At 33.9% G+C, this 24490-nt stretch carries 26 protein-coding genes; 8 read left to right on the forward strand and 18 right to left on the reverse strand.

Translation table 11 applies throughout. The annotated features are described in order from the left end of the window. Positions 1–15: 15 nt before the first annotated feature. Both EC501_RS11225 and EC501_RS11230 read right to left on the reverse strand, forming a co-directional pair. Positions 16–459 carry a TlpA family protein disulfide reductase gene (locus tag EC501_RS11225; RefSeq protein ID WP_122972390.1) on the reverse strand — a complete coding sequence of 148 codons (444 nt, stop codon included), beginning with the start codon at positions 457–459 and terminating at the stop codon, positions 16–18. Between the two features lie 50 nt (positions 460–509). Continuing rightward, a complete protein-coding gene (locus tag EC501_RS11230; protein WP_122972391.1) occupies positions 510–1052 on the reverse strand; it encodes a peroxiredoxin in 543 nt (180 codons plus the stop codon). A 221-nt stretch (positions 1053–1273) separates the two neighbouring features. Between EC501_RS11230 and EC501_RS11235 the strand changes: the two genes are divergently transcribed. The 6 genes from EC501_RS11235 to EC501_RS11260 all read left to right on the forward strand — a co-directional run bounded on the left by EC501_RS11235 (position 1274) and on the right by EC501_RS11260 (position 6968). Further along, a complete protein-coding gene (locus tag EC501_RS11235) occupies positions 1274–1816 on the forward strand; it encodes a helix-turn-helix domain-containing protein (RefSeq protein ID WP_122972392.1) in 543 nt (180 codons plus the stop codon). A gap of 11 nt (positions 1817–1827) precedes the next feature. Continuing rightward, positions 1828–2928 (forward strand): ABC transporter ATP-binding protein, encoded by a 1101-nt coding sequence (locus tag EC501_RS11240; RefSeq protein WP_122972393.1) that lies wholly within the window; start codon positions 1828–1830, stop codon positions 2926–2928. Continuing rightward, the gene (locus tag EC501_RS11245) at positions 2921–3724 is read left to right on the forward strand and encodes an ABC transporter permease (protein WP_122972394.1); all 804 of its coding nucleotides are present in this window, start codon (positions 2921–2923) and stop codon (positions 3722–3724) included. The genes EC501_RS11240 and EC501_RS11245 overlap by 8 nt, the downstream gene beginning before the upstream one ends. Further along, on the forward strand, positions 3724–4527 hold the full coding sequence (locus EC501_RS11250) for an ABC transporter permease (protein WP_122972395.1): 804 nt from the start codon (positions 3724–3726) through the stop codon (positions 4525–4527). The genes EC501_RS11245 and EC501_RS11250 overlap by 1 nt, the downstream gene beginning before the upstream one ends. Beyond that, positions 4524–5600, forward strand: coding sequence for an ABC transporter substrate-binding protein (locus EC501_RS11255; RefSeq protein ID WP_122972396.1), 1077 nt, complete (start codon positions 4524–4526; stop codon positions 5598–5600). Before EC501_RS11250 ends, EC501_RS11255 begins: the two co-directional genes overlap by 4 nt. Positions 5601–5771: 171 nt before the next feature. Continuing rightward, a complete protein-coding gene (locus EC501_RS11260) occupies positions 5772–6968 on the forward strand; it encodes an MFS transporter (RefSeq protein ID WP_122972397.1) in 1197 nt (398 codons plus the stop codon). A gap of 82 nt (positions 6969–7050) precedes the next feature. Here the strand turns inward: EC501_RS11260 and EC501_RS11265 are convergent, their stop codons facing one another. From EC501_RS11265 to EC501_RS11330, 13 genes are all read right to left on the reverse strand, one after another. Then, positions 7051–8169, reverse strand: coding sequence for an N-acetyldiaminopimelate deacetylase (locus tag EC501_RS11265; protein ID WP_122972398.1), 1119 nt, complete (start codon positions 8167–8169; stop codon positions 7051–7053). 12 nt (positions 8170–8181) lie between these two features. Further along, positions 8182–8898: a 2,3,4,5-tetrahydropyridine-2,6-dicarboxylate N-acetyltransferase gene (dapD, locus tag EC501_RS11270; protein ID WP_122972399.1), complete on the reverse strand. Its 717-nt coding sequence runs from the start codon at positions 8896–8898 to the stop codon at positions 8182–8184. Positions 8899–9013: 115 nt separating this feature from the next. After that, positions 9014–9904: a LysR family transcriptional regulator gene (locus EC501_RS11275; protein ID WP_122972400.1), complete on the reverse strand. Its 891-nt coding sequence runs from the start codon at positions 9902–9904 to the stop codon at positions 9014–9016. 90 nt (positions 9905–9994) lie between these two features. Then, entirely contained in the window at positions 9995–10435 is a 441-nt protein-coding gene (gene cbpB / locus EC501_RS11280) for a cyclic-di-AMP-binding protein CbpB (RefSeq protein WP_122972401.1), read from the reverse strand. 143 nt (positions 10436–10578) lie between these two features. Further along, entirely contained in the window at positions 10579–10818 is a 240-nt protein-coding gene (locus EC501_RS11285) for a short-chain dehydrogenase (RefSeq protein ID WP_122972402.1), read from the reverse strand. 125 nt (positions 10819–10943) lie between these two features. Beyond that, complete coding sequence (gene fadH, locus EC501_RS11290; RefSeq protein ID WP_122972403.1) at positions 10944–11711, reverse strand: 2,4-dienoyl-CoA reductase; 768 nt, start codon at positions 11709–11711, stop codon at positions 10944–10946. A gap of 148 nt (positions 11712–11859) precedes the next feature. After that, positions 11860–13977 (reverse strand): RNA degradosome polyphosphate kinase, encoded by a 2118-nt coding sequence (locus EC501_RS11295; RefSeq protein ID WP_174232686.1) that lies wholly within the window; start codon positions 13975–13977, stop codon positions 11860–11862. Between the two features lie 41 nt (positions 13978–14018). Next, entirely contained in the window at positions 14019–15560 is a 1542-nt protein-coding gene (locus EC501_RS11300; protein ID WP_122972417.1) for a Ppx/GppA family phosphatase, read from the reverse strand. A gap of 285 nt (positions 15561–15845) precedes the next feature. Continuing rightward, positions 15846–16748 (reverse strand): chemotaxis protein, encoded by a 903-nt coding sequence (locus tag EC501_RS11305; protein WP_174232685.1) that lies wholly within the window; start codon positions 16746–16748, stop codon positions 15846–15848. A gap of 99 nt (positions 16749–16847) precedes the next feature. Then, positions 16848–18173 carry an MFS transporter gene (locus EC501_RS11310; protein ID WP_122972406.1) on the reverse strand — a complete coding sequence of 442 codons (1326 nt, stop codon included), beginning with the start codon at positions 18171–18173 and terminating at the stop codon, positions 16848–16850. Between the two features lie 50 nt (positions 18174–18223). After that, positions 18224–19108, reverse strand: a complete 885-nt coding sequence (locus tag EC501_RS11315; protein WP_277749720.1) for an NAD(P)-dependent oxidoreductase — start codon at positions 19106–19108, stop codon at positions 18224–18226. 255 nt (positions 19109–19363) lie between these two features. After that, positions 19364–19540 (reverse strand): aspartyl-phosphate phosphatase Spo0E family protein, encoded by a 177-nt coding sequence (locus EC501_RS11325; protein WP_122972409.1) that lies wholly within the window; start codon positions 19538–19540, stop codon positions 19364–19366. Positions 19541–19631: 91 nt separating this feature from the next. Further along, a complete protein-coding gene (locus EC501_RS11330) occupies positions 19632–19820 on the reverse strand; it encodes a hypothetical protein (RefSeq protein WP_122972410.1) in 189 nt (62 codons plus the stop codon). A gap of 120 nt (positions 19821–19940) precedes the next feature. On the opposite strand from EC501_RS11330, the gene EC501_RS11335 reads away from it, so the two are divergent. Both EC501_RS11335 and EC501_RS11340 read left to right on the forward strand, forming a co-directional pair. After that, entirely contained in the window at positions 19941–20132 is a 192-nt protein-coding gene (locus tag EC501_RS11335) for a YkvS family protein (RefSeq protein WP_122972411.1), read from the forward strand. Between the two features lie 103 nt (positions 20133–20235). Continuing rightward, the gene (locus tag EC501_RS11340; protein WP_122972412.1) at positions 20236–20847 is read left to right on the forward strand and encodes a CPBP family intramembrane glutamic endopeptidase; all 612 of its coding nucleotides are present in this window, start codon (positions 20236–20238) and stop codon (positions 20845–20847) included. A gap of 98 nt (positions 20848–20945) precedes the next feature. Here EC501_RS11340 and EC501_RS11345 read toward each other — a convergent pair whose 3' ends face one another. The 3 genes from EC501_RS11345 to EC501_RS11360 all read right to left on the reverse strand — a co-directional run bounded on the left by EC501_RS11345 (position 20946) and on the right by EC501_RS11360 (position 24283). Further along, positions 20946–21392, reverse strand: coding sequence for a MarR family winged helix-turn-helix transcriptional regulator (locus tag EC501_RS11345; protein ID WP_122972413.1), 447 nt, complete (start codon positions 21390–21392; stop codon positions 20946–20948). A gap of 84 nt (positions 21393–21476) precedes the next feature. Beyond that, positions 21477–22943 carry an ATP-binding protein gene (locus EC501_RS11350; RefSeq protein ID WP_158599705.1) on the reverse strand — a complete coding sequence of 489 codons (1467 nt, stop codon included), beginning with the start codon at positions 22941–22943 and terminating at the stop codon, positions 21477–21479. Between the two features lie 539 nt (positions 22944–23482). Next, positions 23483–24283, reverse strand: a complete 801-nt coding sequence (locus EC501_RS11360) for a glycerophosphodiester phosphodiesterase family protein (RefSeq protein ID WP_122972416.1) — start codon at positions 24281–24283, stop codon at positions 23483–23485. Positions 24284–24490: the final 207 nt, after the last annotated feature.

Below are 24490 nucleotides of genomic sequence, written 5' to 3' on the forward strand. Positions count from 1 at the left end.
TTCTCTTTAATCTACTTAATTTTCTGCTAGTATTTTATTTATTCTCTTTTCGAGCATTTTCATGCCGCTACCACCCGACTGAAAATGTCTAAGTAAACCAAACTTATCAAAAACATAATAGGCTGGAACATATTCGTTTTCGAAGGCATCACTTAACTTCAGGGCATTATCAATAAAAATAGGATGGGATATTTTATATTTTTTTGCCACCTTCTTAATTTTATCGACGTCGGTATCTTCATAGGATCGAGGCATATGCACTGCAATCATATTCAACTCATTTTTGTACCGCTCTTTTAATTGGATAACTTCAGGCATTATCTCTTTACATAAATGACAACTAACCGACCAAAAATGAATTAAAGTTGGTTTCTTTCCTACTAACTCTTGATTTGATACTGCACCGTTTAACCATTTCGTTTCTCCCATCAATTCAGGCATTGGTGAACGTAATTTCATAAACATCCTCCTTGAAAGAAATTGAGAAGAACTCCCCCCTTTCGAAATATCTACAAAGTTTCATCTCCAGGCCGCCAGTTTGCAGGACATAATCCACCTGTTTGAAGGGCTTGAAGTACCCTTAATACTTCGTCGACATCTCTACCAATATTATCATGATGAATTGATTGATATTGAAGCTGCCCTTCCGGACTTATAATAAATAACCCCCTCAATGCAACTCCTTCCTCCTCGACTAATACTCCATATTTTTTGGCAACTTGATGATTATGATCTGCTGCAAGGGGATATTTTAACTGGCCAAGTCCGTTTTTCGTTCGATCCGTATTAATCCAAGCTAAATGGGTATAAACCGTATCGGTTGAAACACCGATAACTTCAGTATCCAAATCTTCAAATAGCTCATATTGATCTGAAATAGCCGTAATTTCTGTTGGGCAGACAAAGGTAAAGTCCATAGGATAAAAAAATAAAACAGTCCATTTCTCCTGTTGTATATTTTCTTTTAACGACACTTTCCCAAAGGTTTTATCTGGCATTACCGCATCCATTTCAAACAGAGGAGCTTGTTTTCCTACTTGTAGTTCCGTCATTTCCTTCCCTCCACGTTTAAACCAATTTCAATAAGAAATTCTTCCATTCAACTAACAACATATTCATTTAGTTGGAGAAATTTCCACTTACGAGAAATATTCTATTGATTTTTTACTCGAATTTTGTATAATTGTATCGTTAATAATAAACAAAAAGTTTTGTTATAGTAAACTTTTATATTTGAAGTTTATGTATACTAAACAATCCAAGGAGTTATAACATGCAAATTGGTGCGAAAATTAAAGCATTGCGACTAAAAAAAGGTCTTACACAAGAAGAGTTAGGTGAACGTACAGATTTAACAAAGGGATATATTTCACAGCTAGAACGGGATTTAAATTCCCCATCAATTGAGACATTATTTTCAATATTAGAAGTTTTAGGAACGACTCCAAAGGAATTCTTTGACGATTCGTTACAGGAGCAAAAGGTTGTTTATAACAAAGACGATCAAACTTCCTATATTGATGAAGAGAAAAACTATAAAATCCAATGGCTCATACCAACTTCGAATGAAAAAGAAATGGAACCTGTTATTTTAACTCTTCAAAAAGATGGTGAATACAAACAATTTGAACCTTCCTTAGCCGAAACCTTTATCTATGTACTAAAAGGTCGTATACGACTCGTAATAGGTGAAGAAGAATATATCGCTAGTGAAGGTAACGCTATTTATTATGAAGCATCATCTAATCATCAAATTTTCAACGCCAACAATGGCAAAACAGAATTGTTATTAGTAGCGACAGAATCTTATTTATAGGAGGTAAGAACATGAGTGATACAATTATCCGATTTGAAAATGTCTCAAAATCGTATGATGATGGCACCGTTGTATTAAAAAACATCGATTTTGAACTGGAAAGAGGCAAGTTTTATACACTGTTAGGTCCATCAGGTTGTGGTAAAACAACAATTTTGCGTATCATAGCCGGATTTACAGATCCTTCTGAAGGAAATATTTATTTTAACGATCAAAAAATTAATCATGTACCAGCGAACGAGCGGCAAGTGAATACGGTTTTTCAAGATTATGCCCTTTTTCCCCATTTAAATGTTTTTGAAAATGTTGCTTTCGGTTTACGTATTAAAAAATTAAAAGAAAAAGAAATTCAAGAACGAGTTCTGGAAGCTTTAAAGTTTGTTAATTTAAGTGGTTATGGGAATCGGGAAATTTCTGAAATGTCCGGTGGTCAACGGCAAAGGGTTGCGATTGCTAGAGCGATTGTTAACGACCCACAAGTCATTCTACTAGATGAACCATTATCTGCCCTAGATTTAAAATTGCGTTCAGAAATGCAATATGAATTGCGGGAATTACAGCAACGTTTAGGAAAAACCTTTGTCTTTGTAACCCATGATCAAGAAGAGGCATTGGCAATGTCCGATGAAATTTTTGTCCTTCATGATGGCGAGATTCAGCAATCTGGAACACCTGTTGACATATATGACGAACCAATTAATCGTTTTGTCGCAGACTTCATCGGTGAATCAAACATCGTTGACGGTGTAATGATTGAAGACTTTAAAGTCCAATTTACTGGCAAGACTTTCGATTGTGTTGACAAAGGAATGAAACCGAACGAAAAAGTAGATATTGTTATCCGCCCGGAAGATTTAGAAATGACGACAGTAGATAAAGGTAAGTTAGTTGTAACAGTCGATACCCAACTGTTCCGAGGTGTTCATTATGAGTTATCAACCTATGATCAAGATGGGAATGAATGGTTAGTACACTCTCTTAAAAAGGCCGAAGTAGGTGAACAAATAGGTCTGGACTTTTCTCCAGAGGCGATTCATGTTATGCGATTAAATGAAACAGAAGAAGAGTTTGATAAACGACTAGAGTCCTATGGAGAAGAAGAAAATGTTTGATAAAGCTTCGAAAGGGTCACTATTCCCTTATGCTTTTTGGATAGCTTTATTCGTCATCGCTCCTATCGCCTTAATCGTTTATTATTCCATGCTCGACTTAAATGGTCACTTTACTTTCGATAATTATAAAGCCTTTTTTACACCAGTTTATTTAAAAATGACGCTTACTAGCTTTTGGTATGCCTTTTTAATTACGTTCTTCACATTAATGATTGCATATCCGACTGCTTATTTGTTAACTAAAACAAAACATAAACATTTATGGTTAATGTTAATCATTATTCCTTCTTGGATTAACTTATTATTAAAAACTTATGCTTTTATTGGGATATTCGGACTTTACGGACCTATCAATGCTTTTATAAAAGTATTCGGTCTTGAACAACAACAAATTTTATTTACAGATTTTAGTTTTATCTTTGTGTCGGTTTATATTTTTATTCCATTTATGATTATTCCAATTTTTAACTCATTGAATAAATTAAACCCGACATTAGTTTATGCAGCTCGAGATTTAGGGGCTTCAAGTTTTACCACATTCCGTCGCGTCATTTTCCCATTAACAATTGATGGAGTGAAATCAGGTATACAAGTCACATTCATTCCAGCATTATCTTTATTTATGATTACTCGATTAATCGCTGGGAATCAAGTGATTACTTTAGGTACAGCAATTGAACAACAGTTCCTTGTATCTCAAAACTGGGGTATGGGCTCTACAATTGCCGTCTTCCTCATTATATTAATGGTCATTATTATGCTGTTTACAGGTCAAAAGAAGGGAGGCCGCGCATAGTGAAAAAACTATCTTCCGTTTCAAAAATTTACTTAATTGTAGTCTTTATCATTTTATACGCACCTATCTTTTACTTGATCTTTTATTCCTTTAATAGTGGTGGGACTATGAATCATTTTGAATCTTTCACCCTTGAGCATTATAAAGCTATTTTTGATGATTCAAGATTAATTGTCATTTTGATGAATACAGTCATTGTGGCTCTTTTATCAGGATTAATTGCTACGATAATCGGAACATTAGGAGCAATTGGAATTGTCTCCATTAAAGATCATAAAATGCGGAATACACTTCTCTCATTAAATAACGTCTTAATTGTAAGTCCGGACGTTGTCATTGGTGCAAGCTTTTTAATACTCTTTACAATCATCGGCATCAAATTAGGTTTTGCTTCTGTTTTAATATCCCATGTTGCCTTTAGTATACCTATTGTCGTTTTAATGGTTTTACCAAAGCTTTTAGAAATGAATACTTCTTTAATTGATGCGGCAAGGGATTTAGGTGCTACAAAACGGGATGTTTTAACTAGAATCATCCTTCCATATATTCAACCAGGAATATTTGCTGGATTCTTCTTAGCTTTAACCTATTCATTAGATGATTTTGCTGTTACATTTTTCGTTACTGGTAATGGATTTTCCACTTTATCCGTTGAAATTTATTCGATGGCAAGGGCAGGTATTTCCCTTACAATTAACGCAATATCCGGTCTTGTATTCTTCATAACAGTGTTAGTTGTGATTGGCTATTACTTTGTAACGAATCGAACTAAAAACAATACAACAGAGGGGGTACATCGATGAAATCATTAATACAAGCAACCGTTGCAATCATAGTCGTATGTGCCCTCCTTTTCTTTGCGATTCATAAAATAGAATCCACAAGTTCTTCTAAAACGACAGATACGATAACGGTCTACAATTGGGGAGAATATATTGATCCTGATTTAATTGATCAATTTACAGAAGAAACAGGTATCAATGTCATTTATGAGACATTTGATTCGAATGAAGCGATGATGACAAAGGTGCAACAAGGTGGCTCCGCTTATGATGTAGCAGTACCGTCGGAATATATGGTGGAAAAAATGATTGAAGAAGATTTACTTTTACCTATCGACCATTCTAAAATACCTAATCTGAAAAACATTGACCCATATTTTTTAGATTTAGCATTCGATCCGAAAAATCAATATTCCATCCCATACTTTTGGGGAACAGTCGGAATCGTATATAACCCCAATTTAGTAGCTGACCATTTAACGTTCACAACTTGGGAAGATTTATGGGACCCATCCTTAAAAGATAAAGTATTTTTAGTTGATGGTGCCCGGGAAGTAATTGGAATGGGTCTGAACTCTATCGGTGAGTCATTAAATGTGAAAGATGATGCCTTACTTCGTAAAGCGACAGACAAATTAATTACTTTATCACCAAATGTGAAGGCGATTATTGGGGATGAGATTACTCCTTTAATGATTAATAACGAAGCAGCAGTTGCTTTAACTTGGTCTGGCCAAGCTGCGGATATGATGTGGGAAAATGAAGAGCTTGATTTTGCCGTTCCTGAAGAAGGCTCTAATTTATGGTTCGATAATTTCGTTATACCTAAAACGGCGGCAAATATTGACGGTGCCCATGCATTTATCAACTTTATGTTAGATGCTGAAGTTTCTGCTCAAAATAATGATTATGTCGGTTATTCTACTCCTAATCAAGCCGCAATGGAATTAATGGATCCTGAAGTTATAGAGGATGAACGTTTCTATCCTAATGAAACATTAAGGAATAAATTAGAAGTTTACAAAAACTTAGGCTTGGAATGGTTAGGAAAATATAATGAGTATTTCCTAGAGTTTAAAATGAGTATACGGTAATAGATTCCTCACCACTTAATCAACGAACAATCCATGTTGAAAATTGTCGATAAATCTAATTTGTTTCAGCCTTTAGTCCACTACTTATTTGTAGTTAATAGATATACAATATGATAAGCTATGAAACATGAATTATATAAAGGGGATACAAGTAAGAAAGGGTGGACAGAAATGACACAGAAAAAGAAAAAAATTGTCTTACTCATTTTGATGACTAATATGTTTATTACGATGGGAGGTATTGGGATATTAATTCCTGTATTGCCTTCCTACCTCGAAATTTTCGGCGTCGGCGGGCAAGTACTAGGATTTTTAATCGCTTCCTTTGCCTTCGCCCAATTTTTATTGTCTCCAGTAGCAGGTGATTTATCAGATCGCTACGGTAGAAAAATTTTCATTATCGGGGGACTGTTTGTTTACGGTGTTTCCCAAATATTATTTGGATTAGCTACTCATGTGTGGATACTATTTATCGCACGCTTTTTAAGTGGTGTTGGCGCTGCATTTATTATGCCACCAATTATGGCCTATGTCGCCGATATTACTACTGTTGAAGAAAGAGGAAAAGGGATGGGAATGATTGGTGCTGCCATTTCCCTTGGATTTATGATTGGACCAGGCTTAGGTGGATTTTTAGCAAATGTCGATTTACACTTTCCCTTCTTCTTAGCAGGTATTATTGCATTAATTGCTTCCATCTTCTCAATTATCGTATTACCGAATGTCCCACCACAAATGAAGGAAACAGAAGAAGTGAAACGGGAAAATATTATTAACCAATTAGTACGTTCGGTGAAAACACCTTATTTCATTTTACTAATTGTCGTATTTACCTTTAGCTTTGGTATTTCAAATTTCCAATCAACTTTATCGATGTTTTTAACACATAAATTTGATTATTCACCTACTGATATTGCCATAGTTATTACTGTTGGTGGATTTGCAGGTGTCATTCTTCAAATGTTTATCATTGATAATTTATTTAAACGTTTTGGCGAAATGAAAGTGATTTATGCAAACTTAATTGCTGCTGCTATTTCAATGGTCTTAATGATTTACATTAGTGGCTTCTTTGTCATTTTATTCGTTACGACGCTATTCCAAATTGCAACAGTATTTATACGACCAGCTGTTAATACGTTAATTTCTAAGTTTGCAGGTGCCGATCAAGGGTTTGCTGCTGGTATGAATAATGCTTATATGAGTTTAGGAAATATGGTTGGACCTGCCTTAGCAGGTGTATTACTTGAATGGAATATGGCTTCTCCATTTATATTAGGAACAGTAATATTACTAGGTTGTTTCGTATTAGCATATAGTTGGACGCTGAAAAAAGCGCCCCATTTATTGGGTAGCCCTACTCAATAATTTATAACGGGACAATCTCATAAAAAAAGAGTCATCCCTTTTCACGATGTAAATACATAGAAAAGAATGACTCTTTTTATTTTTATAACGATCTAATAAATTGTTCCACAAATTGGGCATTGAAGGATAATAATTGTTCATCTGGACTAATTTTTGCGTGATGCAATCCATATTCACAATTTGCACCTGCCCAAAACATAGCACCAGGAATGTCCTTTAAGAAATAACCGAAATCTTCACCAGTCATAGCCGCTGGGCAATGATAAGAAGTTGCCCCCTCAAATTGATCAGCAAAATCTAATAATCGTTTTGCGCTTTCAGGATGATTATTCACTTCATAATACATTGAACCATAGTCGATTGAAACTTCACAATCAAAGGAAGCTTCAATCCCTGCACAAATTGCCTCAATACGTCGCTTCACTTCTGCCATTGCCTGAGCGTTCAACGTTCGAATAGTGCCTTCTAACCTCGCATTTTCAGCGATAATATTTTGCACTGTTCCAGAAGTCATTTTACCAATCGTTACAACGGCACTATCCATCGGGTCCACATTACGACTAACAATCGTTTGCAATTGTACAATTAAATTGGCAGCAGCAACTGTCATATCTTTTGTTTTATGGGGATAAGCAGCATGTCCACCTTTCCCTTTTAAATCGATAAACAGTTCAGATGTATTTGCAAATAACAATCCTGGACGTGTTGCAACAGTTCCCACTGGATATTCAGGAGCAATATGTAATGCATAAATTTCATCGGGTAAAAGGTCTGGTCGTTCCGTCTTTAACCATTCGAGCATCGGTTTTGCACCACCAGGTCCTTCTTCAGCCGGTTGGAAATAAACGACTACATTTTGTTCCGGTTGATTGCTAGCAAGCGCTTGAACTAATCCAAGAGTAATTGTCATATGACAATCATGGCCGCACGCATGCATATTGCCTTCATGGATAGAGGAATAGGGTAAGCCCGTTTCTTCCACTATCGGAAGACCATCGATATCAGATCGCCAACCAATCGTTTTCGTTGGATTACTCCCTTCAATTTGCACTACAATTCCTGTCTTCCAAGTAGTAACTGATAAATAATTTTGGGGAAATTCGGATATCTTTTCGAGCAAATATTTTTGCGTTTTAAATTCTTTAAATCCGAGTTCTGGAATTTGATGCAATTCTCTACGGATTTGGACAAGTGTATCCATTATGACACCTTCTTAAATATTTCTTAGTGCATCAATAATTTCCGTTTTTGATTTTGTTTTTTCATCAAGTTGTTTTAATACACGTGCAGGTACTCCACCTACAACTGTATATGGCTCAACATCACTAATAACAATCGCACCTGCTGCTACAACAGCGCCTTTACCTACTCGTACACCTTCTAATACGACGGCGTTTGCACCGATTACAACATCGTCTTCAATAATAACTGGTGTCGCTGATGGTGGTTCGATAACACCTGCTAAAACTGTTCCTGCACCAATGTGGCAGTTTTTCCCTACAGTTGCACGTCCACCTAAAACCGCACCCATATCGATCATTGTTTTTTCACCGATTTCAGCTCCAATATTTATAATGGCACCCATCATAATAACGGCATTGTCACCAATAGTTACTTGATCACGGATAATTGCACCTGGCTCAATACGAGCATTTTGATATTTTAAATCTAGTAAAGGTACACCAGAATTGCGACGATCGTTTTCAACGACATAATCTGCAATTTTATCACTATGTTCTTTTAGTGCACTTTCAATCTCGCTCCATTCACCGAAAACTACAGCATTATTTTGTTCACCAAAAACTTTTGAATTTTCACCATATGATAAATTGGCAACACCTTCACCTTTAACATATACTTTTACCGGTGTTACTTTTTTAGAATCTGAAATAAATTGAATAATTTCTTGCGCGTTTAATTTTTTTGACATTCCTTTAAACTCCTATCTATGTAATTTCCAATAACATAAATTGATTGTACTAAATTTTCAATCAAATAGCACGTATAAAAATTCATTGTCCTTCATAAAGGAACGGGTATATACATTATTTCGTATAATCGTAAAGGCAGCTTGCATGTTCCTTTACAACATCTACAAATGCTTCTACCTGTCTTAATTTAAAGGAAGAGTCATAGCCTATTAACCACGTATCACGAGTTAATCCTGTATCTTTTTCATTATTCGTCAATGGAATTTTATTCACCTTTTCTTCACCATTTAACGTAATGGAAGGTAAAATCGCATATCCAATACCATTCATGGCCATTTGTTTACACGTTTCAATTTGATCCACAATAATTTGACGTTTCGGATTGGATGAAAAATGTCTTTGCCACCAAAGTTGGATTTCTTGGTAGTAATTGGAGTCACTTTTGAATTGGATAAATGGACGGTCCGTTGTTAAAATGTCTTCAATTTTTTCAATTTCCTTATCAACTAAGTACATCATATCTCGAAACAGATGGACCCTTTTCCCTTTCCATTCTGCTTGGCCACGCACAATACCGACATGGGCTTCCCCTTCATAAAGCGCCTTTACAATTTCTGAGCTCCAACCTGTAATAAGGGAAATTTTCGCATCAGGATATTGGGTTACAAAATCCTTTAATACTTTTGGAAGCCAATTTTGACCGACAATGGAAGCACAAGCAATTTTCAATGTACCATGGACTTTCGAATTAAGTCCTTGAATCGTATCGAATACTTCTTCCCTCCGATTAATCGATTCAATGGCATATTGGATAACTAATTCTCCCGCTGGTGTCGGAGTTAACCCTTTTTGTGATCGAATGAACAACTGGGCTCCCCAATCTTTCTCGATAGACTGCAAGCGTTGAGAAAGGGCCGGTTGAGTAAGAAAAAGTCTTTCTGCTGCTTTTCTCATATTTTTTTCTTCAGCTAATATTTTAATGATTTCTGCTTCAGTTGTTGTCAATGGAAACTCCCCCAATATTTGCGAATATAAAAAATGACAAAATCCATTTGAATGGATTTTGTCGATATCACTTGATTTCCTTTTACTTTATCAATCTACTTGATAAATATATTTTTTTAATTGCTTTAAAATGACACGACGAGTTAATATGCCTGCAAAGGTACCTTCCTCATCAACGACACATAAAAATGCATGATTAATGACTAAATCTAGCGCTTTTTGAAATGTATCTGTAATTTTTAAAAAAGTAACGTTTCTATCCATTACATCATCAACTTTAATATTTGTAAGCTTTTCATATTCGATTCGTTCTAATCCTAATATAGATTCTGTTATCATTTTCATGCTTAATAAACCTTGTAAACGATATTTAATATCTAATACAGGTACAGATGAATAACCTGTTTTCGTTAAGACGAGTAAAGCATGTTCAGCACTATTCCCAATTTGTACGTGTGCAACTTTCTCTGATGAAATAATAAAGTCGCTAATTGGTGTATCTAATAATGCTCTTGTGTTTGTTGAAATCATACCTTCTACTCCTTTTTCTGTAAGTCAACTTTCAGAACAGGGATACCACATTACTTATATAATATCACAATTTGTTCACAATTGACCATGATATGCAGCAAGTAATTTGGAGTAGAAGGATGTTATTCCTAAAACTTCACATACTAATAACCGTATATAGACCAGTAATAAAAGATCATAATTCCAGCAAACAAACCGAAAATAAGGTACATAATAATAATCGGGTTCATTGCTACTGGATGCTCTTTTACCATTTTATTAATTGGTGTATCTGTAGCTGATGCACGTTGTCTTGCCTTTTTCATTACGCCTGCCGTTAAGAAGTAGGATACAGCGATAATGAGTATAACTGTAATTATCATCGGAATAGTCCACATGCCCATACATTACACCTCCTAATGTTTAGTATTGAAAGTGTACTTAGTATGAGTCGACGGGGTGTTGTTTTATTCTTTTTGAAAAAGGAAGTTCTTTATTTCATTTTTTAACGTGCAGTCTTATTTACAACTTAAAAAGGATATTGATTTAACCATTGTCCACCGTCTAGAGTGACACATTCACCATTCATATAAGAAGCTTTATTCGACATAATAAATGTAGCCAGTTCAGCTATTTCTTCTGGCGTACCGAGTCTTTTTAATGGAACAGATTGAACCGTTCGTTTCGCTTGTTCTTCTGATTCCCAAAGCTTCCCTGCTCCTCCAGTTCTCTCAATAGGTCCTGGTGCTATCGCATTAACACGAATTCCATATTTATGTCCCCATTCTACAGCAAGGGACCTTGTTAACGATAATACCCCAGCTTTGGCAGCAGCAGAATGAATAACTCCTGCTCCTGCTCCCCAGGCATACGTAGCAACCATATTTAAAATTTTTCCTTTAACCCCTTGTTCAATCCAATATTTTCCTACTTCTGATGAACAGTAAAACGTACCGTTTAGTACAATATCAATCACTGCTTTCCAACCATTCGGCGATAAACTTTCAGCAGCGACAATAAAATTTCCTGCTGCATTATTTACTAAACCGTCAATTTTTCCAAAGCGATTATTCGTAAATTGAACCATCCCTTTTACATGTTCTACTTCTCGAACATCCATTTGGAACGTTTCAACGGTTGAACCATAGGCTAAAATTTCTTTTTTTGCATTTTCCAAACGTTCTAAATCCCGTCCAGTAATGACAACATTAGCCCCTTCTTTTACAAATTGTTTTGCCATAGCTAGTCCCATCCCACTGGAACCACCTGTAATAATATAAGTCTCATTTTTTAACATACATACATCCCCCATTCCCAAAATGAATAACCATTCACTTCCAATTTTACTATAAAGATAGTGGGATGTCATTCAATTATCAGAATATATAGAAAAACATTTTATTGAAAATAAAAAATCCAACAATTTGTTGGATTTCTAATATAGATTAATCTTCTACTACAACAGTACTCATTGCCTCTAATAAAAACTGTTCTTGGGAGTTAAGCTTTGTAGTCGTTTCACTAACTTCTTTATATCGATATTCACCATTGGAGTCTTGAATACGAGCCTTTTCCGTATCAGCCATTTGGGTTATAAAAATATCCATTACCCGTTGTTTAATCTCTTCGGAATAAATCGGAAATAAAATTTCTACACGTTTCACCATATTGCGTGTCATCATATCAGCCGATGATAAGAATACTTTATTCTCACCATTATGATAGAACCAAAAAATTCTAGAATGTTCTAAAAATCGTCCGACAATACTAGTTACACTTATATTTTCGCTAATACCTGGTATCCCTGGGCGTAAACAACATATTCCTCGAATAATAAGTTCAATTTTAACCCCTTGAATTGACGCTTCATACATTTTCATGATTAACTCTTTATCTGTTAATGAATTCATTTTTGCACGTATAAATCCATTTCCATGTTCTTGATGCATACGTATTTCTTCATCGATTAATCGAATAAACTCATCCCGTATATCAAAGGGTGCGACAACTAAATGATGATATTTTGGTTTTTCTGTATATCCACTTAAATAATTAAAAAAGTTTGTTGCATCTATACCGAATTCTTTGTCCGTCGTGATAATGCCCATATCTGTATATACTTTCGCTGTTGCATCATTATAATTGCCTGTTCCTAAGTGGACGAAGCGTTCTATTTTCCCATTTCTTCTTCTAACGACAAGGGTAATTTTAGAATGGGTTTTTAAATTATTCACTCCATAAATAACAAGACATCCTGCTTGCTCAAGTTCCTTAGCCCAATGAACATTGTTTTCCTCATCAAAACGAGCTTTTAACTCTACTAAAACAGTTACTTGCTTTCCGTTTTCCGCTGCTTGTTTTAAAGCCGTTATAATAGGGGAATTACCGCTTACACGATATAATGTTTGCTTTATTGCTAATACTGTCGGATCGACTGCCGCATCCGTTATAAACTCGACTATCGGTTCAAAGGATTCATACGGATGATGGAAGAAAATATCTTGAGTTAGAGCTTTTTCAAATATATTTTCATCGGAATTTAAATCTTTTGGTCTTTGCGGAATAAAGCTTTCATATTCTAAATGTTCTCGATAATTGGATATTTTTTTAACAAAACTAAATAAGCAAGTTAAATCTAAAGGTCCGTCAATTTTAAATACGTCGGACTCTTCAATTTCAAACTCTTCTAATAAGTAGTCGAGCACTTCATCGCTCATCTCGCCGTCCCTTACTTCTAGTCGACTACCAACGCCCCATTTTCTTTTTTTCAACTCTTTTTCAATTTCGACGAGTAAGTCTTGTGCACCCTCTTCATGAATTGTTAAATCAGCATTTCTCGTTAGACGGAAAGCTTGCGTTGATTTTACATTATACCCATAAAACAATTGATTAATATGACTTGTTATGACGTCTTCCAATAAAACAAATACTTTCTCATTATTGTCGGTAGGTACTTCGATAAAGCGGTCTAAAACCGAGGGAACTTGAACAATTGCTACCTTTTCATTTTCTTCCCCTAAACCATTTTCTTCTAACAGAACAAGTAAATTTAATGTTTTTCCAAGTAAAGTAGGGAACGGTCTATAAGCGTCTACTGCAACGGGTGTTAATACTGGGAATATCGTTTCTTCAAATAACTCATGTACATACTCTTTCTGTTTTTCATTTAATAATTTGAAATCAGAAATATGTACTCCTTCTTGTGGTAATAAATCGTAAATTAAATGACGGAGTACTTCCATTTGCCGCTTTACAAGGGCTTGTGTCCTTTTAGCAATTTTAGTTAATTGTTCCTTCGGGGTAAGACCTGATTTATTTTCTGGTTTATGGAAACCAGCCCTAACTTGATCTTGTAAACCAGCTACACGAACCATAAAAAATTCATCTAAATTTGAGCTAAAAATAGCTAAAAATTTTAACCGTTCAAGCAATGGATTTTGTAAATCTTCAGCTTCTTCTAATACACGTTCATTAAACGCTAACCAGCTTAACTCACGGTTATTATAATAATGTGGTTTTGCAATTTCTTCTAACATCCGCTCATCAGAAATAGCCTTTTCCATTTCTTTTCCATGGGGAATTTCCAATTGGAAATCTTTCGTCATCACATTTCACCCTTTTTATAAAAATGAATTTTTACCGGTTTTTTGAACACACGTTCAATATGTTTTTTTTGTTTGTCAGATTGATATATTTCCGTCATCGGATAACGATTAGCTAATATCATTACATGAATCGTATCATCCATTTTTTTCAATTCAATTGATTGAACAATATTCCGTTTCGTTATATTTAATGAATAAATAAATTTTAAAATTGCTCCATAGTCTTTTAATATTTTCAATTCTTCTCTCGATAACCAAGAGGAAAATGGCGATGCAAATCTTCTAAAATAATCTTTGTTTTTATATGAAGCCATTAATGCAAGTTTTACTCGGTCTATATGATTTAAGCCTGCTATCGATTGATTAGCTAGTAAATAAAAGGTGTGCTGATTGGATGAATCTTGCTCAATATAATCGCCAATCGCATAAACTTGTGCAGCCTTTTTCAATAATTGTAAATGTTCATCATGATAAGTTAATAAACTTAATCGGCAACATTCTTTATAAAAAAGCTCCGTCATTCTTTGAAGAAATTGATACTCTTGTTCAGAACGTCCATACCTATGAATAAGCCTTTTCGCATTTTGTTCATACACTTGATGTTTATCATAGGCTGTCGGATCATTTTGAAGTACACGATTAATCATAATGCCTTCTCTTAAACCTTTTTTACTTATTTGAAAGGCAGGTGCATTCACTACGAACAATAAAACTTGGAAAACTTCTAATGCTATGCCAATAATGTCGGCCCGATCTGAGGATAGCCCGTCCAGTTGTTTCAATTGTTCAAAACTCATGTTTTCTATATAGCTACTAAGACTCGCTAATTCATCAAATTTCAATTCATATTGATGAACCCCTGATATCGGATAATTAATAAATTGCTGATGAATTTGAGCAACATTTCGGGCACTACCTCCAATTCCAATGACAGGTAATCCAATTTGTTGAATCCAGTTTAATTGTTCAAACTGCTCCTTGACAAATTGTCGCAATAATTTTCTTTCGTCTCCATTTATAATGTCTCCGGAAACAAACTTTTGTTTTAATGATACGGTTCCAAAGGGAAAACTAAAGGCTTTTTGTAATTTCTTATTTTTAAATAATGTAATTTCAGTGGAACCACCGCCAATATCGATTGTGACTGCTGAGGGGGTATCCATTGAATGGGCGACTGCTAAAAAGCCAAAATATGCCTCCTCCTCCTCTGTAATCAATTCGATTAAAAGGCCAGTCTCTTTTTCTATATGATGAATAATCATTCGATTGTTTTTTGCTTGGCGAATTGCTGCAGTGGCTGTTACTTTAATATCGACCACATTGAAATCATCAATGATTTTTTTAAACGATGTTAATGTATCAACTAATAATTGGATTCCTTGCTCAGACATATCACCGTTCGGTTGAATATATGTACGCAATCTAGCAACTGTTTTAAAATTTCCTAACTCCCGTAATCCTTCTAAATTATTGTATTCATAGACAACTAGACGTATCGTGTTGGATCCAATATCTATAATGGCAGTTTTTAATCTTTCCATAGGTATCACATCTCTTTCAACTTTAATCAAACTTACCTCTCTTTTCAGAATGGTTGAATTAGTCAGACTTTAAACGCTGTTAAACATCTTTAACCTATTTTTTTAAAGAATAAAATAATCCCCTATAAAAATGTTAGGTTAATAGATAATTTCATGATTTTTCACTAGTTTACCATATGTTAAATAGAGGCGATATAAAGTTAACGGTCGGAAACTATTTCAAGTATCCGACCGTAGAAAGGAAATATAAAATTTAATGATTAAGGATACCTATTCGAACTTTTATTATAAAATCAATTTATCCATTGTTAAGATAAGCTCTGCAATTTCCGGTTTACTAATTTGCTCGTCAGCTCCAACCGATTCACCTTTATGACGAAGATCATCTGTAATTAAACTTGAAAAGATAATAACAGGCAATTTGCCAAGCTCTGTATGGGATTTGATTTTCTTTGTAAAGTGGTGACCGTCCATTTGAGGCATTTCAATATCTGTAATAACTAATTGAACATGTTCTTCAATCGCACTATTTGTTTGCGTTAATGTCTCTAAATAATCATATGCATCTTGCCCATTTTCGAAAAACTCTAAATTCACATAGCCTGCTTCATGCATTGTATCATGTAGTAGTTTTCTTAATAACGGTGAATCTTCTGCAATAACAATTTTCTTCTCTGAACGATCACGTTCTCCAAGTTTTCTTACAGAATTCACATTAATGCCCGATTCTGGGTTAATATCGACCATAATCTTCTCAAAATCTAATAATAGAATCATCGAATCATTTTGTTTAATAACCCCAATGACTTGCGACGAACCGCCTTGATACATATCTGAAGGTTTTTCAATAGCATTCCAAGAAATACGGTGGATTTGCGTAACGTTATCGACATGGAAAACAACCTTTTGCTTATTAAATTCTGCAACAATATATTTTTGTTGAGCGCTGTAGGAACCATTGGAAATTCCTAAAACTTTTAACATATCTACAACAGGCAACACTTCGCCCCGTAGTTGTATAACTCCTTCTACATGTGGATGGGCATGTGGAATAAAAGTAACTGGTATAGGCTGAATAATTTCTTTTACTTTTATCACGTTTATACAAAATTTATTGTTTGCCACTTCAAATTCAACTATTTCTAGTTCATTAGTACCGCTTTCTAATAAAATTCCTTTTTGTTCCAAAATGTTTTGCCCCTTTCCCTACTACGATATAACTATTTCATCGCAATGGTAAAAAACATAGATTTATAAATAGATTGTATCATAGGGAAGCCTTTTCTCCTACTCTTGATTTTCATTTTTAGGACTTACATACAAATGAATATAGAGACCAATAATTGTTAAGATTAGTAAAGAACCTAGGGCAACTCTACTAGCTAAAGTTCCATAATCCTTTAGAAGTAATGTCACTGTTCCATAAAGAGCTGGCCCAATGATTGAGGAAACCTTTCCTGAAAAGGCAAATAACCCGAAAAATTGCCCCCGTTTCTCTTCGGGTGACAACTCGATAATAAGCGTCCTTGAAGTAACCCACATAGAACCAAGGGAAACCCCAAACATACTTCCAGCAACCCAAAACATCCACTGTGCCGTTGCAAAGACTGCTAAAAGTAGTGCCAAGGACATAATAACGGCAACAATTGTAATCGCACGTTTTGCCCCAATTGATTTTGTTATATAACCAAAAACAAAGGAACCGATAATCGTTGAAACGGTACTTACTAAATAAAGAATAATAAATTGCCCGGAAGTAAACCCGACGATTGCCGTTGCATATATTGCCATCATCGCAATTGTTGTCGCAATAGCATCATTTAAGAAAAAGTATGTAATCATAAAGGTGAAAATTGCTTTATACTTTTTCATTTCTTTAAAGGTTTGATAAATTTCTTTATAACCTTCAATAAACTTAATTTTTTTTCTTTTCTCCTTTGGTATTGGTTGATCTTTTATAAAGATAAATAAAGGTAAAGAAAAAAGAAGATACATAATAGCCGTGGGGATAAAGGAACGGTGGAAGTCGCCATCGTTTACTATCAAATAAACTAACAACCCAAAAATCGTACCTAAATAGCCGACTGCTACACCAAAACCAGAAATAAGGGGCATCTCTTCTTTCGTTCCGAGATCTCCCATCATCGAATCATAAAATACTAAACTCGAATTAAAGAAAAACTTTGCTATAACGAAACTGACTACGACAAAAAATAAACTAAGTGGAATACCAGTAGAACTTACTCCAAAATCAATACTCGCCAATATTCCCATCATAAAAGTAAAGAAGATGGAAATGGAAGCAAACCATGCAATAAATCTTTTCTTATAACCCGTTTGATCAATCCACACACCAAAAAGGGGTGAAAACACTACTAAGAAAAAGCTAGCTACTGCATTGGCATAAGATATAAACGTGCTTGCCACCTGTTGTCTTACTTCGTCTGTCCCCAATACTTCATCCATGTAAAAAGGGAAAAAAATTGTATTAATATTCGATGAAAAGATTGTGTTAGCGAAATCATAAAAAGCCCAAGACAAAATAGGTAAAGATAAATATAAGGCAATCGGACTTCTTGGTTTAGCGTTGTTCTTACTATACGTTTTCCCCAAAGCACTCGCTCCTAAATGTAATTTGATATCCCCAAACTAACATTACGTTGTTAATCTTCCACATAATATTTGATTAATGCTTGAGTTCCCTTCTCACCATATCCTTTTTCTAGTAAAGTGTTATACAGCTGTTTTGAAAGTTTAACACCTGGCAAATCTAAATCCATACGCTCTGCTTCTTCAATAGCAATTTTCATATCTTTAATAAAGTGCTTTACATAAAATCCTGGTTCTAAATCGCCTTTAATCATCCGTGGTCCTAAGTTACTTAAAGACCAGGACCCCGCAGCACCGGTAGAAATCGATTGAAGAACCTTATCGATATCTAAACCAGCTTTTAAAGCATAGGCAATCGATTCGCAAACACCAATCATATTTGTAGCAATTAATAATTGGTTGCACATTTTCGTATGCTGCCCTGCCCCAGGTCCCCCTTGGTATACTATATTCGAACCAAATATTTGTAGAATCGGTAATAACTCATCAAAAATTTCTTTATCGCCGCCTACCATAATGGAAAGGGTTCCATTTTGTGCTCCAACGTCGCCGCCAGATACAGGGGCATCTATACTGAAAATCCCCTTTTCTTTCGCCTTCGCATATAAATTTTTGGCTAATGTTGGCTCAGATGTCGTCATATCTACAACAACAGCTCCTTTTTTAGCTGTTTGAAATATACCATCTTGACCGCTATATACTTCTTCCACATCAGAAGGGAAACCAACCATTGTAATAATAATATCTTTTCCATCTGCCGCTTCTTTTGGTGTCGGTGCCCATTTTGCACCTAGTTCCACTAATTCGGCTGTTTTAGATTTCGTACGAGAGTATACCGTCACGTCAAAGTCCGCCTTTAATAAATGCTTTACAATACTCGCTCCCATTACGCCTGTTCCGATAAATGCAATTTTTTTACTATGTAACGTCATATCCATTACTCCTTTTTCAACTGAATTAAAGCAACAATATTTTCCACTTTAATGTAGTTTAGCAAATAATCAAACTTTTGTAGAGGTATCGGGAAAAGAATTAAGGGAATATTTACAAAGGGAAGGAAAATAAAAAAGAGAGCAGAAGACTTATCTTCTGCTCTTAAAGGGGGAAATGAGAATGTTGCTGTGTTCATTTATAATATCTCCACCTATTTCATTCTTTAAACAAATTTCTCCAAAAAAATTTTTGTTTTTTTATTATACGTAATAATAGTCATCATTACTTTTAAAATCTTCATCTTCATATTGATTCATTAATCGATCTAATTCTTTACTTAATTGAATCGTTTTTGGGTTCTGCAGACCATACTCAATCCCAGATTTAATCATCATTTGTCTCTTTTTTTCCAGTTCTTTTAAAAGGTCTTTTCCCAAGAAGACTCCTCCTAAAAAATAAAGATGATTATATTATAAAGTTTTACAATCAAATAAGGGAGGAAATCGGTTGACAAAGTTCGACACTTCCTTAACTTCTAGGCACTTCTAAAAAAGTGAAAATGACATTCCCACCTTGTAATGCTTCCCCTCGAAAATGTTTAAACATTTCATCTTTCACTAATACTTCACGGAACTGTAAAAATTCCTCTTTGGAAATCTCAATACTATTTACTTCCCCAGTTTTTAATTGCTCAATCATTTGTTTATATTTTTCCATAAATACCCATACCACCTTTATAAAATTAAAATAAAATTGATTAATTATTCAAAAATGTATTTACTTTTTTTAGATTTTCATGCAAACTTTCTTAATATTAGTAATAAGGAGATGACTCTTATGAAAATAGCAGAAGTTGGAAATATCGTCGAGTTCAAAGAAGGATTACAAGGGGTAGTTGAGAAAGTAAACGAAAACTCAGTCATAGTCGACTTAACGATTATGGATAATTTCCATGACCTCGATATGGAAGAAAAGACAGTTGTTAATCACAAGCGATACAAAATATTAAACCATCCAGGTGGTAATTGATGCTAGATCAACATGTCCAATAATTTAATTTCCCTTTTCATTTATTAAAAGATGATAGGGAAATTTTTTTTTGTTAAAATAGGGAAAAGGAGGTCATTACCCAATGAACATATCAAAACAATTTGCTGGACTCCTTCTTTCCTTACTTTTCATTTATGTAATGCTATTTTTCACTTTTAAAGAATCGAATATTTTTTGGTATCTTTATACCTTTACTCTTCTAGTTGGAATGGCCATCGCTATTATTTATGGGAAATTTAAAGACGAGCTCCCAACGTGGAAATATTTATTATTTGGTATTGGATATAGTACTATTTTATACGGTATTATTCGCCTTGGCTATATTACGCTAACGACTTGGAATGGAAATATCGAACAAAATGTTCATACCTTTTTAGAAACTTATGGTCCAAATAATATCTGGCATTATTTATTACTAATTTTTGTTATTGTCGTAGGCGAAGAATTATTTTGGCGTGGGTATGTTCAACAACAAATAAAAAAATGGATCTCACCAAAAATAGCAGTAATTATTACGAGTTTTTTATTTGCGTTATCCTTTAGTTTTAGCGGATTTTCCCCTGGTATTTTAGTAGCTTTATTAAGTGGACTAGTATGGGGAACTCTTTATGAATGGAAAAAAAGTATGCCTCTTATTATTGTTTCCCATGAAGTATTTATTTTATTATTATTTATGATTTTACCTTTCTTCTAAAACCCCGATAGGAAATTTTATTATTTTAAAATAACGAAATGAATTATATATAACAAGTCAAAAGGAGTTGTCTCATACTTAAGATGAGACAACTCCTTTTAATATGACAAATCTTTAATTGATAGTCCTAATTTTTTCAACAGTTCAATTGCCGTATCCTTTTCCTCAGGTGTAAGCACACTTAACAACTCATGTAAATTTTGCTCATGTTCAGGGAAAAGTTGTTGCATAAATTCCGAACCCGCTTCAGTTATATCTGCAAAAGTGACACGACGATCGGAAGGACAAGAAACCCTTTGCAAGTAGCCTCTTTTCTCTAATTTATCAATTACATACGTAATGGAACCACTTGCTAACAAAATTTTATTACCAATTTGTTGAAGGGGTTGACGTCCTTTATGATAAAGTAGCTCTAGAACGGCAAATTCAGTCGGATTTAACCCGTGCTGTTGGAAAAATTGATTCGTCACTTCATTTATGGCTTTATTTGCTCGTGATAAAACTATATACAATTTAAGCGATTGCTTAATTTCATTAGTAGACATGACAAAACATCCTTTTTATCTAGATATAAATGAATTATAGCGATAAAAAGAAAGTTTTGCAAAGCAAGTAACGGGTATTGTTTCTTAAACAACCGGTAATCGATCTAATGATTCTTTCTTTATCCAAACATCGATTAGTTTTTCTTTTTCTGTACAAATGACCTTCTTATCGCAAATTGGTAAAGAAATTTTAAAGGTTGTCCCTACGCCAACGGAACTCTCAATATTAATGGAGCCATGATGCTCTTCAATGACCTTCTTAACTAAAGGTAGACCGAGACCAGTACCTGTTGGCTTTGTTGTATAAAATGGTGTAAACAATTGATCAATTTCTCTATCGGTTAAACCTGGACCTTCATCAATAACTAATACATCAATTTCATCATTATTCGTTTCAAGTTTAATAGTAATAGTACCGCCTTCTACCATTACTTCGATAGCATTTTTTACTAAGTTAATAAGCATCTGTTTTAGGCGTGTATGATTACCTTTGATATTCAAATGGTAATAATTATAGCTATCTATTTTTAGCATTATATTGTTTTGCAGTGCAAATGGAATCATTAATTCCACGACATCTTGGACAATTTGAAATACCGAAATTTCTTCGTAATGGACTTGTTTCGGTTTGGATAAATATAATATTTCATTTAAAATTTCATCCATTCTTTGTAATTCGGAATCCATTACATTTAAATAATTTAAATTATCACCGGAAGAGTTTATTTTAATTAATTCGAGAAATCCTTTTAATGAAGTTAGGGGATTACGAATTTCATGGGCAATACTAGCAGCCATTTGTCCAATACTGTCTAGAGTTTCCTGCTGTTCCACTTGTTGCTTCAGTAACATGATTTCTGTTTCATCTGTCATTGTCGTAACGATCATATTCATTTTGTAATTAAATTTACTATCAAGTTTTAAAAAAATTTCTTCTCCATGTTTATTCATTCCTGAAACATGGACGGATGCTCGTCCAGTATTAAGAAGATTAGCGAAGTATTGTAATTTACTATATTCATAGTCTTCTAATTTCTCAAAAATCATTTCATGCTGCTTATTAATAAGATGATTTTTTCCGCATTGGAAGTATTCAAGTGCCATATCATTTGCATCTAATATATATCCATTTTTATCAGATAAAATAATACCATGGGAAATATCATTAAACATTGAATAAATATCAAGGTTACTTTTTTGATTCAAAAGACTTCTTTTTTCTGTCATTAAAGCAATTCTGGCAAAGACAAGATTTTTTTCTTTATGAAAATATCCAATCAAGCGAATTTCTTTATAACGATTTTCGCCTATTTTTACATTTAAATTACAAAAGCCACCTAATTCGTTTTGAATTTTCGACACAAAATCATTCCAACGAGCCTTTGATAACTCGTCCAATTGTAATTCCTGTCTGCTTGCCGGATCTATATTTAACAGTTGCGCTGCAAAGTCATTAATTGATTCAATTTGACAAGAAGTATTTAAAATAAGCACAGGATCATTAACGGTTTTAAACAATTTCCTAAAGATAGGTCTAACAGTTTTCACCATTTTGCATACACCAATCCCTTCCATTTGGAAAAATACTCTCTAGCACGCAATTCATTCATATCTATTCTATTAATTGGAAGTTCTATTTATGACTTCCTTTTTTTAATTTTACAAAATATTCTTAATATATATTTATAACAAATTATTCCATACTTCATTTGGTAATAAAATGGGCAATAACTATCATTTTTATTTAATTGATATTTATAAAATATTAATTTTCAATTTTTATAAATAATTATTTGTTATTAATGTGTAAAAAGTTCTAAGCAAAAATTCCCTATCTTATCAAAATAAAATTAAGAATCCCCCGTTCTTTTTACCCAATTTAATACTGAGTTAAACATCCAAAAGTAAATTTTTTATTTAATAAATATGGAAGAATAATAAATTCACTATTTGTATAGTATTTCCCACAAAAATATTCCTTATTCTTCCTTATGAAAATCCCCTTCAATGTATACCAAAAAACAATAAAAAAAGTCTCATAAATCGTATATGAGACTCCCTTTCCAAAAACTTCATTTAGTTTTTCATCATTATGTTCCATAATTCTCCATTATTTTGATCATTTCTTTCGTATCGTTTATGAAATCCGTAAAGACACCATCCACATTATATAATAAAATATCCATCATTAAATCTTGCTCGTTATCATGGAAAAACCATATATATACTTTTAATCCTTCCGAATGCATTCGTTCAACAAATTCTTTATTAATTTGATTTGCGTTAGGTGCGATAGCCATGGCGTATTGCTTAATACGACTAACGTCCAAATATGTTACATTATCATTTAATACCGTATACACAAGGGGAATATTTCGATTTAACTCTCTTATTTTTAAAAGGCTTTTTTCAGAAAAGGAACCAATCATCACTTGTTGTTGTAACCCATATTGATTTATTAAATGGATGAGTGGTTCTTCCATCTTCGGCTTGTAATTGACTAGTCTCGTCTCAATATAATAGTTCGTACTATTTCCGAAGTTAGAGAAGATTTCTTCCAAAGTTAAAATTTTTTCCTCATTTTTTAAGCTTAATTTTTTTATCTCCTCTAATGTCTTTTCCGATACGTCTCCCGTCCCATTCGTCGTTCTATCAACAGAGTGATCATGTAATGCTATTAAATGGCCATCTTTTGTCATCCTTAAATCGATTTCAATATAATCAGCTTGCCTTTCTATAGCCACTTTATAAGCTGTTTCAGAATGTTCAGGAGCAACATCATTAGCCCCACGATGAGCAATTATCAAAATTTCATCTTGTGAGTTTGCCAACACAACTATTAAAGAACTGAATGTGATCATAATAGTTAGGAAAACGATTAATTTCTTCATATGCTTATTTTATCTTAGTTCAATTTATTTCATGCTTACAGTTTGAAATAAGCTATAGAATTTCAAAACAAATTTTAATGGCATATAAATAAATATCCGCCTGTAAAACAGGCGGTTTTAGTAACGCCCTATAAGGGCTCCTTACTAACTGCCCCTAAAGGGGCTTTTTTAATTGACCGTCAACCGTATTTGTTCTTTAATCTCGTT

The sequence above is a fragment of the Lysinibacillus halotolerans genome, assembly GCF_003711845.1.
Taxonomy (GTDB): Bacteria; Bacillota; Bacilli; order Bacillales_A; family Planococcaceae; genus Ureibacillus; species Ureibacillus halotolerans.

What these genes read in the sequence shown, in the direction of transcription:
- EC501_RS11225 (WP_122972390.1), bottom strand. Translation starts at nt 459, where the DNA reads ATGAAATTACGTTCACCAATGCCTGAATTGATGGGAGAAACGAAATGG.
- EC501_RS11230 (WP_122972391.1), bottom strand. Translation starts at nt 1,052, where the DNA reads ATGACGGAACTACAAGTAGGAAAACAAGCTCCTCTGTTTGAAATGGAT.
- EC501_RS11235 (WP_122972392.1), top strand. Translation starts at nt 1,274, where the DNA reads ATGCAAATTGGTGCGAAAATTAAAGCATTGCGACTAAAAAAAGGTCTT.
- EC501_RS11240 (WP_122972393.1), top strand. Translation starts at nt 1,828, where the DNA reads ATGAGTGATACAATTATCCGATTTGAAAATGTCTCAAAATCGTATGAT.
- EC501_RS11245 (WP_122972394.1), top strand. Translation starts at nt 2,921, where the DNA reads ATGTTTGATAAAGCTTCGAAAGGGTCACTATTCCCTTATGCTTTTTGG.
- EC501_RS11255 (WP_122972396.1), top strand. Translation starts at nt 4,524, where the DNA reads ATGAAATCATTAATACAAGCAACCGTTGCAATCATAGTCGTATGTGCC.
- EC501_RS11260 (WP_122972397.1), top strand. Translation starts at nt 5,772, where the DNA reads ATGACACAGAAAAAGAAAAAAATTGTCTTACTCATTTTGATGACTAAT.
- EC501_RS11265 (WP_122972398.1), bottom strand. Translation starts at nt 8,169, where the DNA reads ATGGATACACTTGTCCAAATCCGTAGAGAATTGCATCAAATTCCAGAA.
- dapD (WP_122972399.1), bottom strand. Translation starts at nt 8,898, where the DNA reads ATGTCAAAAAAATTAAACGCGCAAGAAATTATTCAATTTATTTCAGAT.
- cbpB (WP_122972401.1), bottom strand. Translation starts at nt 10,435, where the DNA reads ATGATTTCAACAAACACAAGAGCATTATTAGATACACCAATTAGCGAC.
- EC501_RS11285 (WP_122972402.1), bottom strand. Translation starts at nt 10,818, where the DNA reads ATGGGCATGTGGACTATTCCGATGATAATTACAGTTATACTCATTATC.
- fadH (WP_122972403.1), bottom strand. Translation starts at nt 11,711, where the DNA reads ATGTTAAAAAATGAGACTTATATTATTACAGGTGGTTCCAGTGGGATG.
- EC501_RS11295 (WP_174232686.1), bottom strand. Translation starts at nt 13,977, where the DNA reads ATGGAAAAGGCTATTTCTGATGAGCGGATGTTAGAAGAAATTGCAAAA.
- EC501_RS11300 (WP_122972417.1), bottom strand. Translation starts at nt 15,560, where the DNA reads ATGGAAAGATTAAAAACTGCCATTATAGATATTGGATCCAACACGATA.
- EC501_RS11315 (WP_277749720.1), bottom strand. Translation starts at nt 19,108, where the DNA reads ATGGATATGACGTTACATAGTAAAAAAATTGCATTTATCGGAACAGGC.
- EC501_RS11330 (WP_122972410.1), bottom strand. Translation starts at nt 19,820, where the DNA reads ATGGAAAAATATAAACAAATGATTGAGCAATTAAAAACTGGGGAAGTA.
- EC501_RS11335 (WP_122972411.1), top strand. Translation starts at nt 19,941, where the DNA reads ATGAAAATAGCAGAAGTTGGAAATATCGTCGAGTTCAAAGAAGGATTA.
- EC501_RS11340 (WP_122972412.1), top strand. Translation starts at nt 20,236, where the DNA reads ATGAACATATCAAAACAATTTGCTGGACTCCTTCTTTCCTTACTTTTC.
- EC501_RS11345 (WP_122972413.1), bottom strand. Translation starts at nt 21,392, where the DNA reads ATGTCTACTAATGAAATTAAGCAATCGCTTAAATTGTATATAGTTTTA.
- EC501_RS11350 (WP_158599705.1), bottom strand. Translation starts at nt 22,943, where the DNA reads ATGGTGAAAACTGTTAGACCTATCTTTAGGAAATTGTTTAAAACCGTT.
- EC501_RS11360 (WP_122972416.1), bottom strand. Translation starts at nt 24,283, where the DNA reads ATGAAGAAATTAATCGTTTTCCTAACTATTATGATCACATTCAGTTCT.